Below are 16,688 nucleotides of genomic sequence, written 5' to 3'. Positions count from 1 at the left end.
CGACGACTGCGTGTGGTCTTCCGCTTCGCTGCGCAGGGTGATGTTGTCCCGCGCGGCCAGCGCCACGTTGTCACCCTTCACCTGGCTGCCGATGATGCTCAGGTCACCGGCGGTGGCCACGATGCTGACGTCGCCCTGGCTACGGATGGTGCTGCCCACCGCCGACTGGTCGTGGCTGGTCTGGCTGGCACTGGAACTGGAGGCGCCGATGCCGATGCGCAGGCTCACGCCGTCGGTGGCGCCGGAAGCACCTTGCTGCATGGCGCCGCCCACGCCAGCGGCGGCATTGGCCGCCTGCACCGCGTACAGCGCCTTCAGGCGATCATCCTGCGCATGGCCGGCCGCCTTGGCCGCACCGTAGGCGGCCAGGGCGGCATCCACCACACCGCCGGTCAGGCCGACGTTGATACCGGCACTCTTCTGCTTGGTGCTCTGGTGTACGTCAGTGGTGCCCTGTGCCGCGTCGATCACCACCTGGCCGCCCACCAGCTGCGTACCGGTCCTCGACAGCACGTCCGAACCGGTGATGTGCAGCGTGTTGCCGGCGCTCAGGTTGACCCGGCCATCGGTTGAGCCGATCAGGCTGCCCTGTGGCGCGCTCTGCTCGATCTCCAGGCCCTTTTCCAGCTTGCTCTGGCCGATGGTCAGGTTGAAGCCACCACCGCCGAACACGCCCGAGCGCTTGACGGTCTTGTCATGCTCTTCGCTGTGCTTGGAGGTGGCCGTGCCGATGGTGAGGTCGCGGGTGGCGGCCACCACCACATCACCGGTGGCAGCCACCTGCGCCGCCTGCGCGACGACGTCACGTCCGGCGCCGATGGTCACCGTCTCGCCGCTGAGCGTGGTGCCCACCACCAGACTGTCCCGGGTTGCGTCGTAAGTGGTGGTGGTCTTGCTCGACAGCAGGCCCTTCTTCCTGCGCGTGGTTTCCTGCTCCCAGCTGTGGTCCTCCTGCGCCGCCAGCAGGTTCACGTCGCGCGTAGCGGCAATGCTGATGCCGCCGTCGGTGCTGCCCACCTGCGTGGCAGTGAGGTTGGCATCGCGCCCGGCCACCAGCGCAATGTCACCGCCGGCCTGCAGCGAAGTGCCGTGCACGGTCTCATCCATGCTCTGCGTGGTCTGCGAGAAACGCTTGCCACGGCTCTGCTGCTGGCTGGTGTTGGTGGTGGTTTCGGACTGCAGGTTGAGATCGCGCCCGGCCACCACGGCCAGGCCGTCGCCGGCCTTCAGCTGCGCGGCCTGCAGGTTCACGTCCTGCCCGGCCTGCATGCCCAGCGAGCCACCAGCCTCGATGCCGCTGGCGTTGAGGGTTTCGCGCGTGTAGCGGTTACCGCCCCAGCCGCCCTGTTCGGTGGTGGTCAGTGCGTTGAGGTTGATGTCGTTGCCGGCCGTGGCATGGACGCTGCCGCCGGCCTTGGCGGTCACTGCCGTCAGGTTCAGATCGTGGCCGGCGTCCAGCGACAGGCCGCCGCCCACGTCCAGCGTGGTGCGACGCAGGCTTCCATCACCCTGCATCTGCGTGGTGAGGTTGAGGTCGCGGCCGGCCTCCAGCGCCGCGTTGCCGCGGGCACGGGTCTGCGAACCGACCAGTGCCAGGTCACGTCCGGCTTCCAGCGCCAGGCTGCCGCCGCTGCGGATGCTGGCCACGTCGATGCCGCTGACACTCTTCAGGTCGCGGCCGGCCACCAGGGCCACGTTACCGCCCTGGATCAGGCCGCTGTTGTTGAGGATGTCCTCCACGGCGGTGATGCGGGCATTGCCGCCTGCGGAAATGCCACCGCGATCGTTGAGCAGGCTGCCGGTATCGATGGTCAATCGATCATCGGCGCGGATCATGCCCTGGTTGGACACATTGCCGGCGCGGATCTCCACCGACTCGCCAGCGATGGCGGCGCCCCCCAGCTGCAGGCGGTTGGCGGTGGCCTGGGACAGGTACACCACCGGCACCAGCACCTTCTGGCCGTCCACTTCCTGGGCGACCATCCACACGATGTCTTCGTTGAGCGCGGCCACCTGTTCGGCCGACAGCGCCACGCCCACGCTCAACTGCTGGCGCGCGGCTTCGGTCACGCCGGCATCCATCATGGCGCGGTACTGGCCCATGCCATCGCCCTGGTCGGCATCCAGGTAGCGACGCCCGGTCAGGCCGGTGATCTGTTCCATCACCAGGCGCTGCTCGTAGAAGTCGTCACCCATCCGACGCAGCTGCTTGTCGGGGTCCAGGTTCAGGCGCTGGAACATGTAGTCCGAGCCGATCCACTGCCCGAAGTTGGCGAAGCGCGGGTCGGTTTCCACCAGCCAGCGCTGGTTGCCCGGATTGACCGTGTACAGGCCGCCACTGGGCAGCGACAGGCCCGGCAGCGGATTCTGCGGGCTGCCCACCACCTGCGGCGGCGGCACCGTGGTGACACGGCCAGGGCCCGGGGAGCCGGTATCACCGGCCGTGCCCGCACCCTGCGCCTGCGCGCTGGCAGGCCCGGTGACCACGCCCTGCTGTGCACCCGGTGCGCCAGCATTGCCGCCGACCGCGCCGGCGCCCTGCTGCTGGCCCAGTTCGGGTGCGTAGGCGTTGTTACCCTGCCAACCGGCAACGTCCAGCGGTGTGCCACCGCTGTGCGCGGTGACCACGGCGTTGTTGACCTCGCGCGCTTCGATCTGCACCTTGCGGCCGGCGGTGATGCTGGCATTGCCGCCGGCCAGCGTGACCTGCTTGGTGACCGTGCTGGTGCCCAGCGCGCGGCTGCCGCCATAGATCTCGAAGTCGCAGCGGCTGGGGCAAGGGCGGTAGGTGTAGTCGATGGTCGACGTGCGCTGGACCACCTTGTAGCCGGCCAGCGCCTCGTTGTTGACCACGCCGGCCCAGTCATTGGGGTCTTCGCTGTTGGATGAGCCGCGGCCGTTGATCGAGAGGTTGCGACCGGCGGCGATGGCCGAGTTCCGGTTGTCGACCGAGCCGCCGGACATCTGCATGTCGCGACCGGAAATCAGCTGCGATGCCGCGCTGGCGGCGATGACGGTGGTGCCTTCCAGCACCAGGTCCTTGTGCTCGGTCCAGACTTCCAGCACGGCACAGTCGCCCGGGCACAGCTTGCCCGGCGGTGCCGGGCCGTCGATGCCGTCGACCCTGAACGTCCCGCTGTCCGGGTCGGCAGCGCCTTCGTTGCCGCTGTAGACCTTGTGCTGGGTGACCAGCACACGACGCTCGTTGGCCACGCCCAGTGCAGCCAGGACCAGGTCGTTCTCGGCCTGGATGCGCCCGGAACGGTTGCGGATCTGCTGGGCGTTGCCGCCGTTCCAGCCCTGCAGGCGGATGTCACCCAGGCTGAAGAGCTCGCCGTCGAGGTTGTCGATGTAGTTGGCATACAGGTTGATGCGGCCGGTGGCCGCCATCAGCCCTTCGTTGTAATCGCGTGCGACCAGCGTGTCGCCCAGGTCGCGGCCGTTGGTGATGCGCGAGGCGCGCAGTTCCAGCGCGTTGCCCATCACGGTGCCGGTGTTGGTGATATTGGCAGCCGACACCTCCACCGTATCGCCGTCCACGCGACCGGCATTGCTGAAATCGCCGGTCGTACTCAGCGCGACACGACCACTGCCATTGCCTGCCGTGGCGTTGAACTGCCCGCCAGCGGTGTTCTCGATCCGCGCCGCCGAGACTTCAAGCGTGCCCTTGCTCTCCAGGCGCCCCTGGTTGACCAGTGCGCCGGCCACGTCCAGCTTCAGCAGCCCGTTGCTCTCCAGGCGCTGGCCGTTGCCATGCACGTAATCGCCCGCCAGCGTCAGGCGCAACTCGCTGCCGCCGAACAGGCGGCCGATGCCGCTGAAGGCCTGCAGGCGTGCGCCGAGTGCTTCATAGGCGCTGATTTCGCCGCCGCCATTGGCCAGGCTGCCCAGCGTCAGCTGGCTCTGGCGACTGAGCAGCCGGCCGTTGCTGTTGTCCAGCGCGGCAAGATCCAGGCGCAGCAGGTTGCCTGCGCTGAGCTGACCACCAACGTTGAATACCTGCGCGCCTGCGCGCTCCAGGTACAGGGTATTGGCCGCGTGGACCATGCTGCCTGCGTTGTCCAGCGATGCGGTCTGCAGGCGCAGGTCGGTTCCGGCCACCAGCTTGGCCTGGCCGCCTTCGGCGCGGTTGTCCACGCTGCCTGCGGTCAGCGTCAGCGCACCACCGGTGCTGCCCAGGGTGCCGCCACGGTTGTCCAGCGCAGCGGCCGATTCCAGCGACAGCTGCCCGGTGCCGTTGGCCACGATGCGGCCGCCACGGTTGCCCACTGAGGCAGCGCGGATGTTCGCAGGGCCCTGTGCTTCGATGTTGCCCTGGCTGTTGTCCAGTGCCTGGCGGATCTGCAGATCCAGCGAGGTGCCGCCGTGGACCAGGCCACGCTGGTTGGCCAGCGCACCGGCCACGTCGAGCGCGAGTTCCTGGCGGGCGTACAGGTTGCCATCCACGTTGCGCAGGTCGCCCGTGCGGCTGGTCACGCGCGCATTGCCCTCGGCGCCCAGCAGGCCATTGCTGTTGTCCAGCTGGGAGGCCAGCACCTGCAGCTGGCCGGCGCCACGCTGCACGATGGTGCCAGTGCGGTTGTCCAATGCCCCGGCAGCGTCCACGGTAAGGTTGCCGCCAGCATCGAGCCGGCCACCGGTGTTGACGATCTCCGTGCCGGCTACGCGTGCCCCGCTGCCTGCGGTGAGCGTACCGCCGCTGTTGTCGAGGCGACCGGCAACGGCCACGTCCGCCTCGCCGTTACCGACGATCAGGCCTGCATTGCTGTTGTCCAGCGTGCCGGTCTCGATCTTCAGCACACCCGTGCCCGCATGCTCGATGCGGCCACCCTGGTTCAGCAGCTGCGCAGCCTTCAGGTGGACACTGCCAGCATTGGCGGCGATGCGCCCGCCGGTGTTGCGCAGGGCACCTGTCAGGCCAAGTTCAAAGGGATCGGTGCCGGTCTGCAGCAGTTCGCCGGCGCTGTTGTCCAGCGCGGCCGCCAACAGGCCGATGCGCGTGCCCTGCAGGCTGCCCGCATTGCGCAGCAGGTCGGTGGCACGCAGGTCGAGCAGACCGATGGCGGTCAGGCTGCCGCCGATATTGCGCCACTCACCGCTGCGCGCCTGCGCCAGCAGGGTGCCACCGGACCAGACCTGGCCACCCTCCAGCAGCAGGCTGTCGCCCAGCAGGTGAACCTGCTGGCCGGCGTTGATCTGGCCGGCGTTGCGCAGCTGCTGACGCGCATCAAGGGTGACGCTGCCGGTGCTGCCGACCTTGCCGTCGGCCAGCAGGCCCGCCACGATCACGCCGCTGTTGTCGATCTGCCCCGCCCGCAATTCGATGTCACCCGAGGCCAGCACGCGCCCGCGATTGCTGGCCTGGGCGGCCTGCAGCGTGACCGTGCGCGCCTGAACGTCGGCCGCAGTGCGCAGTGCCTGCGCAGCCTGCAGCGACAGCGCGCCGCTGGCGAACAACGCCGCCTGGTTGTCCAGGTCGCCGTCGCTGCGCACCTGCAGATCAGCGGCGCTGTCGATCGTTCCCTTCAGCGTCACGCCGGCATCGGCGGACAGCACGACGCCCTGCTGCGCAAAGACCTTGCCCAACTGCTCCAGGCTGCCGCCCGCGTGCGCGGTCAGTGTGCCGGCCGCCAACGTGCGCCCGCCCAGCACCAGGGCTTGGTCACTGCTGAGCTGCACGTTGCCGCGCTCGCTGCCCAGTTCACCCTCGCTGCGCAGGGTCCGGCCCCGCACCTGCAACGCCTGGCCGGCCACCAGGCTGCCCTGGTTGTCCAGCGAGTCGCGCACGGTGACATCGACATCGCTGACGCCATAGAGGTCGCCACGGTTGTCGATCACATCGGCCTTGGCCGTCAGTGCTCCCTTGGCGAACACGTTGCCGGCGTTGTCCAGCGTCACCGCATCCAGCTGCAGCGACTGCGCACTGGACAGGTTGCCGCCGGCGCGGTTGTGCAGCGCGTCGGTGCGCACGTCAAGCGCGCCATCGCTGGCGATCACGCCGGCATTGTCCAATGTGGTGGTGCGCAGCTGTGAGCGGTCGCGACCGTAGATCACACCACTGTTGCTCAGCTCAGTGGCGCGCAGATCCATTGCCTGCTGGCCATGCAGGCGACCGTCGTTGATGACCTTCTGCACGTCCACGGCCACCACGCGTGCCAGCGCCGTGGCGGCCGCCTGCTGCCGCAGAACGCTGCCCTGAAGGGTCAGGGTGCCGCCGGCTTCAAGCCGGTTGCGGTTGTCGAGCGTGGCAACGGACAGACGGGCATCGGCTGCGCTGCCGATGATGCCGGCGTTGTCCAGCACATCGGCGTCGACCTGCAGGCCCTTGCCCCCCTGGATGCTGCCGGTGGTGTCATTGTCGATGCGTGCGTTGGAGTTCAATGCCAGCAGGTCCACCGCCTGCAGCGTGCCGCTGTTGCGCAGACGATCGACCGTCAGCGTGGCCTGGCGGGCCTCAAGGGTGCCTTGGTTGTCCACGCTGCCGGCAGACAGTTCCAGCGCCTGCTCGGAGAGGATGCGTCCGGCGTTGTCCAGCTGCTGGCGCGCCTGGATCTTCAGCAGCCCGCCCGCAGACAGCTCGGCACCCTTCAGCTGGGTGATGCGGTCGGCCGCTGCACGCAGGTTGGCACCGGCACCGATGATGCCCTCGTTGTCGATGCTGGCCGCATCGAGTTCGACGTCGGCGTCGCTGTACAGCTGGCCGGCGTTATGCAGCTGCGCGGCCTGCATCCGTACGCTCTGGTTGCCCAGCAGCAGGCCGGCGTTGTCCACCTGGCGGGCCTGCACGTCCAGCGCCTGCGCGCCCAGGCGCGCGCCCTTGTCCTGTGCCAGCGTGTCGGCGCGCACGGCAAGCCCGGCGCCTGCGGTCACCTGTGCATGGTTCTGCACCTGTGCGGCAGCCAGCGCGATGCTGCCCGCGCTCTTCACCGTGTCAGCCAGGGTCAGCGTGCCACCGGCGTCCAGCTGCATCTGTGCGGCCTGCGCGCTGCCGGCCAGGTCCAGATTCTGGTTGGCGCGTACGGCCAACGCAGCGCCCGCCGACGTCGAACCGGCAAGCGACGCCTGCCGGGCACGGATCTGAAGATCTCCCTGTGCGTACTGGGTACCGTCGGCCTTCAGGTCACCGTCGGTTTCGATCTGCAGGCGGCCTGCGGCCGCCGTGCGTCCGCTCAGGCGGACATCGCCGGCCTGGGTCAGGATGAAGTCGCCTGCGTCGGCCACCATCTGGCCCGTGCTGCGCACGCCCACGCCGGCCTCGGTACCGACCAACCGGATCTTGCCTGCATACATGCCCCCGAGGGCGGCAACATCCAGGCCGAACTGCGGGCGTTCGCCTTCTCCGGTGATCGCCTGCGTCGCCAGGGTCTGGGCATCGATCTGGTTGGCGCCGGTGACCACGTTCACCTGGCGCGCCCAAAGGCCCGCGTTGAGCTGCACCGCGCGGGCCAGCAGGTCGACGCCTTCCAGGTTGCCGGCATCCAGGCCGTTGCCTTCCAGGCGGATCGTTCCGCGCGACACCCGGAACGCAGACAGGCTGCCATCGTTGCCGAACACCGGGGTGCCGGTGGTCAGCGTGCCACGGGTGGTATTGATGAAGCCGCAGCCATCGCAGGTGATGCCATTGGGGTTGGCGACGATCACCGCCGCCGAGCGCCCCGCCACCTCGATGTGGCCCTGCAGGCGCGATGCGTTGGTGGATGTCACCTCATTGAGGATCAATCGTGCCGACTGGCCCGGCTGCAGGTTGCCGTTGCCCTGGATGTAGCCACCCAGTTGGGTCTGCACGGTGCTCGCGCTGTTGTTGAGGATCTGCCCCTCGCGCCCGACGTTGTAATCCTGGAAGCGGTTGTGCGATACGCCGCCCGCGTTGGGCCGGTTGATCTGGATGACCGGCACGCCGTTCGCCGCCTGGTCGGCCCGCGCCTGCTCGCCGGCCTGTACCTGCACCTGGGCAAACGAGCTGCCCGGGGCCAGGAACGCCAATGCCAGGGTGGCGCTCGCCATCGCGGTGCGCAGGCGCGTGGCCCAACCGGCGCCCGAAGCGGACAGGGACAGACTGCGGAATACGTTCTTCATGCCAGGTGCTTCCATCAACCCAGGGGGGAACTGCACACACAACAACCCGATCACGTCGCCGCGCGGCGACGGTGCTTCCAGTCGAATCAGAACTGCCAGGACGCGCGGAATCCGATCACGTGACCGCGTGCCTCATGCTTGAGCCACGCCGGGCGGCTCATCGGTACGCCGACGAAGCCATCCCACGCCCATCCGCCCAGCTCGCCGCGTGCACCCAGGTGGGCGCCGCTGAGGGTTCCGCCGCCGATACCCTGGCGGTCGTCGCGCTCGATGTGGCCGATATCGATGCCCGCATAGGGCGCGATGGCGCGATGTGCCATCCAGCTGATGCTGTTGCGCCAGTAGCCGCCACGGCTTCCGCCGAGTGGCACCTCGCCATCGAAGCCGTTGACGGTATAGCGGCCACCGACGCTGATGAACTCCGAGCCATACAGGGCGTCCTCGCTCCACTGGTAGCGGAGCGCGGTGTTCCATGCCAGCGGACGCGGCCCGGATGTCAGGGCGCCACCGGCGCCGATATCCAGCGTGGTCAGCCCATAGCGGAACGTCGGCGCCAAGTCATCACGGCCCACGGCGTCATCATCCCCTCCCAGCCACGGCACGCCGCGGCGGTGCGCCAGGCGGACATCGGCCTGGACCCGCCCCAGGTACTGGCGGTGCAGCAGCGCCAGCTCGACCGAGGTGGTACGCCGGCGCTGGCCTTCGATCTCCACGCCTTCCACGTAGCTGTGCGACGACCGTTGCGCCACGCGCAGCTCGATGCCGCTGCGATAGCTCTGGCCACGCACCAGCAGCCGTTCCACGGCCAGGTCGACGTTGCTGGAGGTGCCGGTGCTGGCGAACGTGTCGGCGTTGCTGGCGATGGTCTGCTTGTAGCGCGAGCTGTAGGTGCTGGTGCTGAAACGCCAGTTGCCCAGCGGAACCGACCACGATGCATTGAAGCCGTGGGTACCCCGGCCCTTGTCGGCACTGCCGTCGCTGCTGACGCCAATGCTGAGCAGGTCGTTGACGCGAGCCAGGTTGTCTACCCACGCGGTCGCGCCGACCTGCTGCTTTCCGGTCGCACGGCTGCCGGCATCATCCAGCGACACCGAGGCACGCCATCGCTTGCCGTGGCGGATGCTGATGACCACGTCCGACTCGCCGGGCGCCTCGCCCGGCACCAGTTCCATGTTCACGTCCTGCGACGGAACTCGCTTGAGCTGCTCCAGGCCCTGTTCCAACGCGCGCAGATTGAGTACGTCCCCCGGCCGCGCGGGAAACGCACTCTTCCACATCGAATCGGGTACCTCTTCCGCGTTGAAGCGGATCTGCCGGATCACGCCCGGCACCAGCTGCAGGCGCAGGGTTCCGCTGCCCAGGCTCTGCTCGGGCAGGCCGATGCGGGTGGTCACGTAGCCCTTGGCCAGCGCCAGATCCGAGGCACGCCGCACGATCAGCGCGATGCCCTGCTGGCCCACGCAGCGGCCACGGTAGCGATCGAGATAGCGCTGCAGGAACGCGAACTGCCCCAGATGCGCGCCGTCAAGCTGCAGCTGCTGCAGGGTGAAGCACGGTTCTTCGTCCGGCAGTTCCAGCGAATGCAGATCGGTGGCAGCGGCCGGCTGTTCGCGTGATACATCCGGCAATGCCTGCCGCTGCTCACGCTCGCGCGCCTCGCGCTCGGCGCGTTCGCGCAGTTCCTGCTGCTCGGCGAACGAGGGACTGGCCGACTGTGCATGCACGACGCCGATCCACAACAGTCCCGCAGTGCCCAGAACGGCACGCACGCTGCATCCTGCTTTTCTGTTGCCCATCAACGACTTCCTTGTCCAGCATTGGTACAGACCTGGGGCTGTGAGCAGACATCGTGCAGAGAGAACATGCGGCCAGCACCGACTCGACCGCCAACCGCTATCGGCGGGAGTGCGCGGAACTTTAGGGTCTTTGCATCCGTGTACCCATTGCGGCGACGAAGTCGAGCACCACACGCTGAAGGATGGGCATCCTTCAGCAGCCGTCATACGTCGTCAATCGCTGCGGCCGTTACGGCACCCGTGCGCACACCCATACCCGCACGTCCCTGGCACCGGCCAGCCGCAACGTCTCGGCGATTTCCATCACTGTGCTGCCGGTGGTCATCACATCGTCCACCACGGTCAGCCGTGTCGGCGGCGACAAGCGCGTGCCGAATGCGTCAAAGAGGTTGTCCCTGCGCTGTTCTGCGCTGCGCTCGGACTGCGGCGCGGTGTGGCGGCGCCGGTAGAGGCCCTGCCAGACCGGCATCGGCAGCAACCGGCACAGTTCGGCGGCCTGGTTGTAGCCGCGCTGGCGCAGGCGCCGGCGGTGCAGCGGCACCGGCACCAGCGGTGGGCATGACCAGGGCGGTGGTGCGCGCAGCATCAACTGCGCCAGCAGGCGACCAGCCGCCAGGTCCTGATGGAACTTGTAGCGCACCAGCAGTTGGTCCACTGGCGGCAGGTACAACAGGCTGGCATGGGTGGCCGTCTGCGGTAGCGCTTCCTCGCGGCAGCTGCCGCAGACGATCAGGGCGGCGTCCGGTAACGGCAGCGCGCAACGCAGGCAGGCGCGGCCGGCCCAGGGGAGTCCGGCGAGGCAGGCGCGGCACAGGTCGAGATCATCATGGCCCGGATCGCCGCATACCAGGCAGCGCAGTGGCAGCAGCACGCGAAGCGCCGCCTGCAGGAGGCGAGTGGACTTGAACAGGACCGGCATGCACTACAGCGTGATCGCACCCCGGCCCTGGGGCCATCAGACGCTCGCCCTTCAACCCGTAGGCATCCTTACCCGTTTACGGATCACTTCACCTCGTGGGCGCCGGCGCGGCATCCACCCGCGTGCGGTACACCATGTACGGCGCCTGCCGCCGATCAACGCCGCCATTGAATCCGGCTTGGCGGTGCAGCTGGTTGGTGGTGAAGTACAGATAGCCATCCGGCCCCATCGACAACGTATCCGGCCACAAGATGCGCGAGTCGTGAACCACGGTCGTCCATCGCCCCTGCGCGTCACGGGCATGGATGGCGTTGTGCTCGTAGTCGCTGGCATACAACCGCCCGTTGGCGTCCATCTCCATGCCATCGGAGGCGCCCTTGTCGCCGAGGTCGACCACCGCAGCCGCCAGTTCCGCTTCACTCACCTTCGGATCGCGCAGCAGCGCGGTCGGCACGCTGTACAGATGACGGCTGGACAGGGGTGTGTAGAACAGCGTGGCGCCATCGGGCGACAGGGCGATGCCATCGGCGGCCACGGTGAACGGCTGCGTCGAACCATCCGCGTTGCGCAGCCGCATCTGCTGCCCTTCCACGATCGGCACGAAGGCGGCATCGGCCGAGGTGGATACGTGGCCCACCAGTCGCTTGGACGCGGCGCCAGTGGCGAGGTCGATCACGATGATGCCGCCGATACCGCTCAGCGACGAGTCGGTCACGTAGGCCACGCCCTCGCGGCCAACACGGAAATCGAAGCGCACATCGTTGACATAGGTGCGCGCGTCGATGACGTTGGCCGGGAACACCAGCGTCTTGGCCACGGTGTTGGTGGCAAGGTCGATCGCCACCAGTTTGGCACCGCCGGCCTGTGGCGCAGAGAACCCGGGCGCGGCGGTATCCAGCACCCACAACCGGCCCTGGCCATCGGCCACCACGCTCTGCACGCTGATGAAATGGGCCGCCGGATCGGGACCATCCTTGCGGTTGATGCGCGCATCCGGATAGGGCACGGCGCGGCCGTCGCGCCATTCGGCCACGCTGTAGCTCACGTCATCGCCCCAGCGCGGGAAGTTGACGAAGATGCGCCCGGTTTCTGATACCGCCACGCTGGTGGGCATGGCACCTTCGAAACGCGCCACCGGTTCGAGGGTACCGATGCTGCGCTCGCTGGGCAGCAGGGGCGCGCCGGACATCGCCAGCGCGGGAGAACTGGCCAGGGCCAGGACGGCAGCCGCCAGGCGGCGGATACGGCAGTTGATCATGATCGCGCTCTCGATGCAGGTCCGGGTGCAGCCCCGGCGTCGACGCATCTTCTGTGCCGCGCGTGGCATCGGGTAGACGGTGCAACGCGGAATCAGCTTCACTGCTGGAGTGAAGATGGAGGGCTGATTGATCGCGTTGATTGAAGCAATGATCGTTGTCTATCCGTTGCGTGCCTGCCTTGCGGCAAACCCGCTCAAGAAATCTCAACGGCTGCCAACGCGGTTTCGAACCTGTGCTGGCCCTCTTCACCCCACCAGGGAACGGTCATCACGCCACCCCGCCGCTGCAACTGGTGCAGAAGGAGCAGGAAGGCCTGGACCTCCCGCTGGCCCCATGACGCTCCCATGCGGTAATCGAGCGTCAACCCATGGCGCATGACGAGCACACCCAGTTCTGGCAGAAGAACGCCGCCGCAGGCCATGTCTGCAAGGCAGACATGGAAGGGTTCCACTTCGTCCTGGAGAACGCGTCGCGCGTCGCCCGGTCCCATGAACGGCTGACCAAGATCTTCCGTACGGTGCCAGAGCTGCACGCTTCGAGAACCCGCGACGCGGGCACCGCAGGCAAATAGATAGGCGAACGCATCGGCCGTTCCGGCGGCCTCACGGTACGCGAGCTCCACTTCCGGAAGCGAGCCATCATCGGTCACGAAGTAGCACCGTAACGTCGCCAACACCTCCTCTGGGAGGAGAATTGCTGCTACAGGCTGCATTGCTCCTAGTCATCTCCATTTTCGCGGGTGCGGGAGGTTCGCACACCAGGCGCCTCGACAGCCACATCTTCAGCCGTGCTCGGCACCATCAACAGCTCCGCCAACCCACGGTAGATCGGCACGCGGCACACCAGCCCGGACACGCCGCGTGCGATCAGCACCGTGGCCAGGATCGGCAGCAGCAGATCACCACTGTCGGTCAGCTCCAGCGAGATCACCGCCGAGGTCAGCGGGGCCTGGGTGACGCCGGTCAGGTAGGCGCACATGCCCAGCAGCACGAACGCACGCGGATCCACGCCCGGCATCAGCACCGCCAGGTTGTGGCCCAGTCCCGCACCGACCGCCAACGCGGGCGAGAACAGGCCGCCGGGAATACCGGCCACGTACGATGCGAGGTTGGCCAGCAGCTTCATCAACCCGAACTCGTGGCCGACCATCGCCTGCCCCTGCACCAGGCTGCGCGCCTGCTCGTAGCCGGTACCGAACGCGCCGTCGCCGAAGGTCAACGCCAGCGCCACCACCACCAGGCCGCAGCCTGCCGCCAACAGCACCGGATGCCGCTGCCGCAGCTGCCCCAGCCAACGCGGACGGCCCGCCGCGCTGGACAGTACCGCACGTGCGAACAGCCCGCCCAGCAGGCCCGCCACCACGCCGCACAGCAGGATGGCCAGCCAGCCCTGGCCGAGCGGCAGGCGTGCGCTCACATGGCCGAAGTAGGTGTAGTTGCCCAGCAGGCCCAGCGACACCACGCCACCGACGATCACCGCGGTCAGCAATGTGCCTGAGAAGCGATGCTCGAAGCGGCCGCTGAGCTCTTCGATGGCGAAGACGATGCCGGCCAGCGGCGTGTTGAACGCCGCCGCAATACCGGCAGCGCCACCCGCCAGCAGGAAGTGCGAGAGCTCGCGGGGATCATTGAAGCCGAACCAGCGGCCGAACAGATACATCAGGCTTGCGCCTACGTGCACGGTGGGCCCCTCGCGCCCGACCGATGCCCCCCCCAGCAGCGACAGCGAAGTCAGCAGCAGCTTGCCGGCCGAAACTGCTGGGGAAAGGTTGGTTTTCCGGAACGGCTCATCGGCCTTGTCCAGCGCAGCGATGACCTGCGGAATGCCGCTGCCCCGCGTGGGCTTCAGCACGCCGGAAGTGAGCCAGGCCAGCAGCGCGAAGATGCCCGGCGTGAGCAGCAGGGCCCACCATGGCGAGTGCGCGGTGATGCGCTGGAACAGATGGAAGGCCGCATCGCTGGCCTTGGCAAACAGGATCGCCACCAGTGCCACAGCCACAGCGCCGCCCCAGAGCGCGGCACGGCGGCGCCAGGCTTCGCTGATAACCAGCGCGGTGATGCGGCCGCGGAGGCGATGGAGATCGGTCATGGGAAAGAGTCTGCGCGCCAGCGCTTGCGTCGGGCAGCGGCCACTGTGGCCGGAGGCCTTGCAGGATGCGGTGAAATGCGGCGCATTCCTCGCTGTAGGACACGCCAATAATTGGTAAACCATATCAGTCAATAAATAGTTGACAGCCCTCCCCACCCCACCCACACTGCCGCCCTCGCTCCACTCGTACCCAAGGTCCGCCATGGCTGCTGCCATCCGCCACGACTGGCAACACGACGAACTGCAGGCCCTGTTCGACCTGCCGTTGCCCGAGCTGCTGTTCCGCGCCGCGGCGGTCCACCGTGAGCACTTCGACCCGGCGCAGGTGCAGGTCTCCACGCTGCTGTCGGTGAAGACCGGAGGCTGCCCGGAAGACTGCGCGTACTGCCCGCAGGCGCAGCGCTACAGCACCGGCGTGAACGCGCAGAAGCTGATGGATACCGATGCGGTGCTGGCCAAGGCCCGCCAGGCGAAGGCCGCCGGTGCGTCGCGTTTCTGCATGGGCGCCGCGTGGCGTTCACCGAAGGACCGCGACATTCCCAAGGTTGCGGCGATGATCGCCGGGGTGAAGGCGCTGGGCCTGGAGACCTGCGCCACGCTGGGCATGCTCAGTGGCGAACAGGCACGTGCGCTGAAGGACGCCGGCCTGGACTACTACAACCACAATCTCGACACCGCGCCGGACTACTACGATTCGATCATCCACACGCGCCAGTACCAGGACCGCCTGGACACGCTGGAGCACGTGCGCGAGGCCGGCCTGAAGACCTGCTGCGGCGGCATTGTCGGCATGGGCGAGACGCGCGCGCAGCGCGTCGGCCTGCTGCTGGCGCTGGCCACGCTGCCGGCGCATCCCGATTCGGTGCCGATCAACAGGCTGGTGCAGGTGGCGGGCACCCCGCTGCATGGCAGTGCCGAGCTGGACCCGTTCGAGTTCGTGCGCATGATCGCAGTGGCGCGCATCGCCATGCCGCGCTCGATGGTGCGGCTGTCGGCCGGGCGCGAAGCCATGAGTGACGAACTGCAGGCGCTGTGCTTCGTGGCCGGTGCCAACTCGATCTTCTACGGCGACAAGCTGCTGACCACCGGTAACCCGGAGAGCGAGCGCGACCTGGCCCTGTTCGCGCGGTTGGGCCTGCAACCGATGGCGATGCAGGTGGACGCCGAGGGCCACGACCACGGTGGCACCGTGCACGCCGATATCAGCGCCGAAGCGCCCGGCTGTGGCTGTGCTCACGCGGCCTGAGACAGGCCGCAAGCAGGCGTCGCGGCAACGCGCTACCCTAGCCGCCCCGTCGCCGCATTCAGCCGCCATGGCCCGCCCCGACCTGACCGCCCGCCTCCACGCCCAGCGCGCCCTGCGCGATGCCCAGGGCCGTCGCCGCACGCGGCGCACGGTCAACCGTCGTGATGGCGTCCGCCTGGAAGTGGACGGCCAGTGGCTGACTGGCTTCTGCAGCAATGATTACCTGGGCCTGGCCCAGCAGTTCAGCGTGGTCAATGCGCTGCAGGATGCCGCCGCACGCGAAGGCACCGGCGCCGGTGCATCGCACCTGGTCTGCGGCCACCACGCCCTGCATGACGCACTGGAGCGCGAAGTGGCGGAGTGGCTGGGCTACCCGCGCGCGCTGCTGTTCGGTAGTGGCTTCGCCGCCAACCTGGCCGTGCAGCAGGCACTGCTGAGCGAAGAGAGTGATGTCTGCGTGCAGGACAAGCTCAACCACGCCAGCCTCTTGGATGCGACGCGGCTGGCCGGTGCGCGCCTGCGCCGTTATCCGCACCTTGATGCCGAAGGCGCGATGCGCCAGCTCAAGCACGCGCCCGACGGCGCGGCGATGCTGGCCACCGATGGTGTCTTCAGCATGGATGGCGACATCGCACCGCTGCGTGCATTGTCGCTTGTGGCACGCCTGCAGCAGGCGCTGTTCTATGTGGACGATGCGCACGGCGTAGGCGTGATCGGTGACGGCCGTGGTGCCGTGGCCGCCGCCGGGCTGGGTGTGGACGATGTGCCGCTGCAGCTGGTCACGCTGGGCAAGGCACTGGGCGGTTCCGGCGCGCTGGTGCTGGGCCGCGACGATCTGGTCGAGCACCTGGCCGAAACCGCACGCCCCTACATCTACACCACGGCGATGCCGCCACTGCTGGCCGCCGCTGCACTGGAAGCGGTGCGCCTGGCACGCCGTGACAACTGGCGCCGCTCGAAACTGACCGACCTGATCGCGCTGTTCCGCAGCGAGGCACGCCGCCATGGCCTGGACCTGATGGCTTCGGAAACGCCGATCCAGCCGCTGCTGTGTGGTGACGATCATCGCGCTGTGGCGATGTCCAAGGCACTGGAACAGGCCGGTTGGCTGGTCGGTGCGATCCGTCCGCCCACGGTGCCCGAAGGCAAGGCGCGCCTGCGTGTCACCCTGTCCGCCCTGCACACGCCGGAACAGGTGCGTGGCCTGGTGGACGCGATCGCCAGCGCGCGCGATCGCGTGGATCTGGCGGTGCGTGACGCCGTGCCACCGCCGTTGCCTGTCTTTGCCTGAGCCTGCTGTCGTT

The 16,688-nt window shown here is 68.1% G+C and carries 8 protein-coding genes; 2 read left to right on the top strand and 6 right to left on the bottom strand.

Annotation, left to right across the window (positions count from 1 at the left end; genetic code table 11):
* The 6 genes from RCF13_RS07810 to RCF13_RS07785 all read right to left on the bottom strand — a co-directional run.
* On the bottom strand, positions 1-8,076 hold an 8,076-nt coding region (locus RCF13_RS07810; protein WP_308141037.1), incomplete at its 3' end, for a hemagglutinin repeat-containing protein.
* An 86-nt stretch (positions 8,077-8,162) separates the two neighbouring features.
* On the bottom strand, positions 8,163-9,845 hold the full coding sequence (locus RCF13_RS07805; RefSeq protein WP_231352377.1) for a ShlB/FhaC/HecB family hemolysin secretion/activation protein: 1,683 nt from the start codon (positions 9,843-9,845) through the stop codon (positions 8,163-8,165).
* A gap of 256 nt (positions 9,846-10,101) precedes the next feature.
* On the bottom strand, positions 10,102-10,791 hold the full coding sequence (locus RCF13_RS07800) for a ComF family protein (RefSeq protein WP_134968764.1): 690 nt from the start codon (positions 10,789-10,791) through the stop codon (positions 10,102-10,104).
* A gap of 88 nt (positions 10,792-10,879) precedes the next feature.
* Positions 10,880-12,151: an L-dopachrome tautomerase-related protein gene (locus RCF13_RS07795; RefSeq protein ID WP_308141036.1), complete on the bottom strand. Its 1,272-nt coding sequence runs from the start codon at positions 12,149-12,151 to the stop codon at positions 10,880-10,882.
* Between the two features lie 92 nt (positions 12,152-12,243).
* Positions 12,244-12,699, bottom strand: a complete 456-nt coding sequence (locus RCF13_RS07790; protein WP_181357891.1) for a hypothetical protein — start codon at positions 12,697-12,699, stop codon at positions 12,244-12,246.
* 68 nt (positions 12,700-12,767) lie between these two features.
* The gene (locus RCF13_RS07785) at positions 12,768-14,138 is read right to left on the bottom strand and encodes a chloride channel protein (protein ID WP_134968766.1); all 1,371 of its coding nucleotides are present in this window, start codon (positions 14,136-14,138) and stop codon (positions 12,768-12,770) included.
* Between the two features lie 202 nt (positions 14,139-14,340).
* Here RCF13_RS07785 and bioB point away from each other — a divergent pair, with 202 nt between their 5' ends.
* Positions 14,341-15,384, top strand: coding sequence for a biotin synthase BioB (gene bioB, locus RCF13_RS07780; RefSeq protein ID WP_061479030.1), 1,044 nt, complete (start codon positions 14,341-14,343; stop codon positions 15,382-15,384).
* Between the two features lie 67 nt (positions 15,385-15,451).
* Positions 15,452-16,675, top strand: a complete 1,224-nt coding sequence (gene bioF, locus RCF13_RS07775) for an 8-amino-7-oxononanoate synthase (RefSeq protein ID WP_134968767.1) — start codon at positions 15,452-15,454, stop codon at positions 16,673-16,675.
* The last annotated feature ends 13 nt before the right edge of the window (positions 16,676-16,688 follow it).

The sequence above is a fragment of the Stenotrophomonas maltophilia group sp. RNC7 genome, assembly GCF_030910085.1.
GTDB classification, from domain to species: Bacteria; Pseudomonadota; Gammaproteobacteria; order Xanthomonadales; family Xanthomonadaceae; genus Stenotrophomonas; species Stenotrophomonas sepilia.
Note: the sequence above shows the minus strand (reverse complement) of the source record. Positions and strands in the feature narration are given on the sequence as shown.

Excerpts from the sequence above, each read along its gene's own strand:
- RCF13_RS07785 (WP_134968766.1), bottom strand. The coding sequence starts at position 14,138 with ATGACCGATCTCCATCGCCTCCGCGGCCGCATCACCGCGCTGGTTATC.
- RCF13_RS07800 (WP_134968764.1), bottom strand. The coding sequence starts at position 10,791 with ATGCCGGTCCTGTTCAAGTCCACTCGCCTCCTGCAGGCGGCGCTTCGC.
- bioF (WP_134968767.1), top strand. The coding sequence starts at position 15,452 with ATGGCCCGCCCCGACCTGACCGCCCGCCTCCACGCCCAGCGCGCCCTG.
- bioB (WP_061479030.1), top strand. The coding sequence starts at position 14,341 with ATGGCTGCTGCCATCCGCCACGACTGGCAACACGACGAACTGCAGGCC.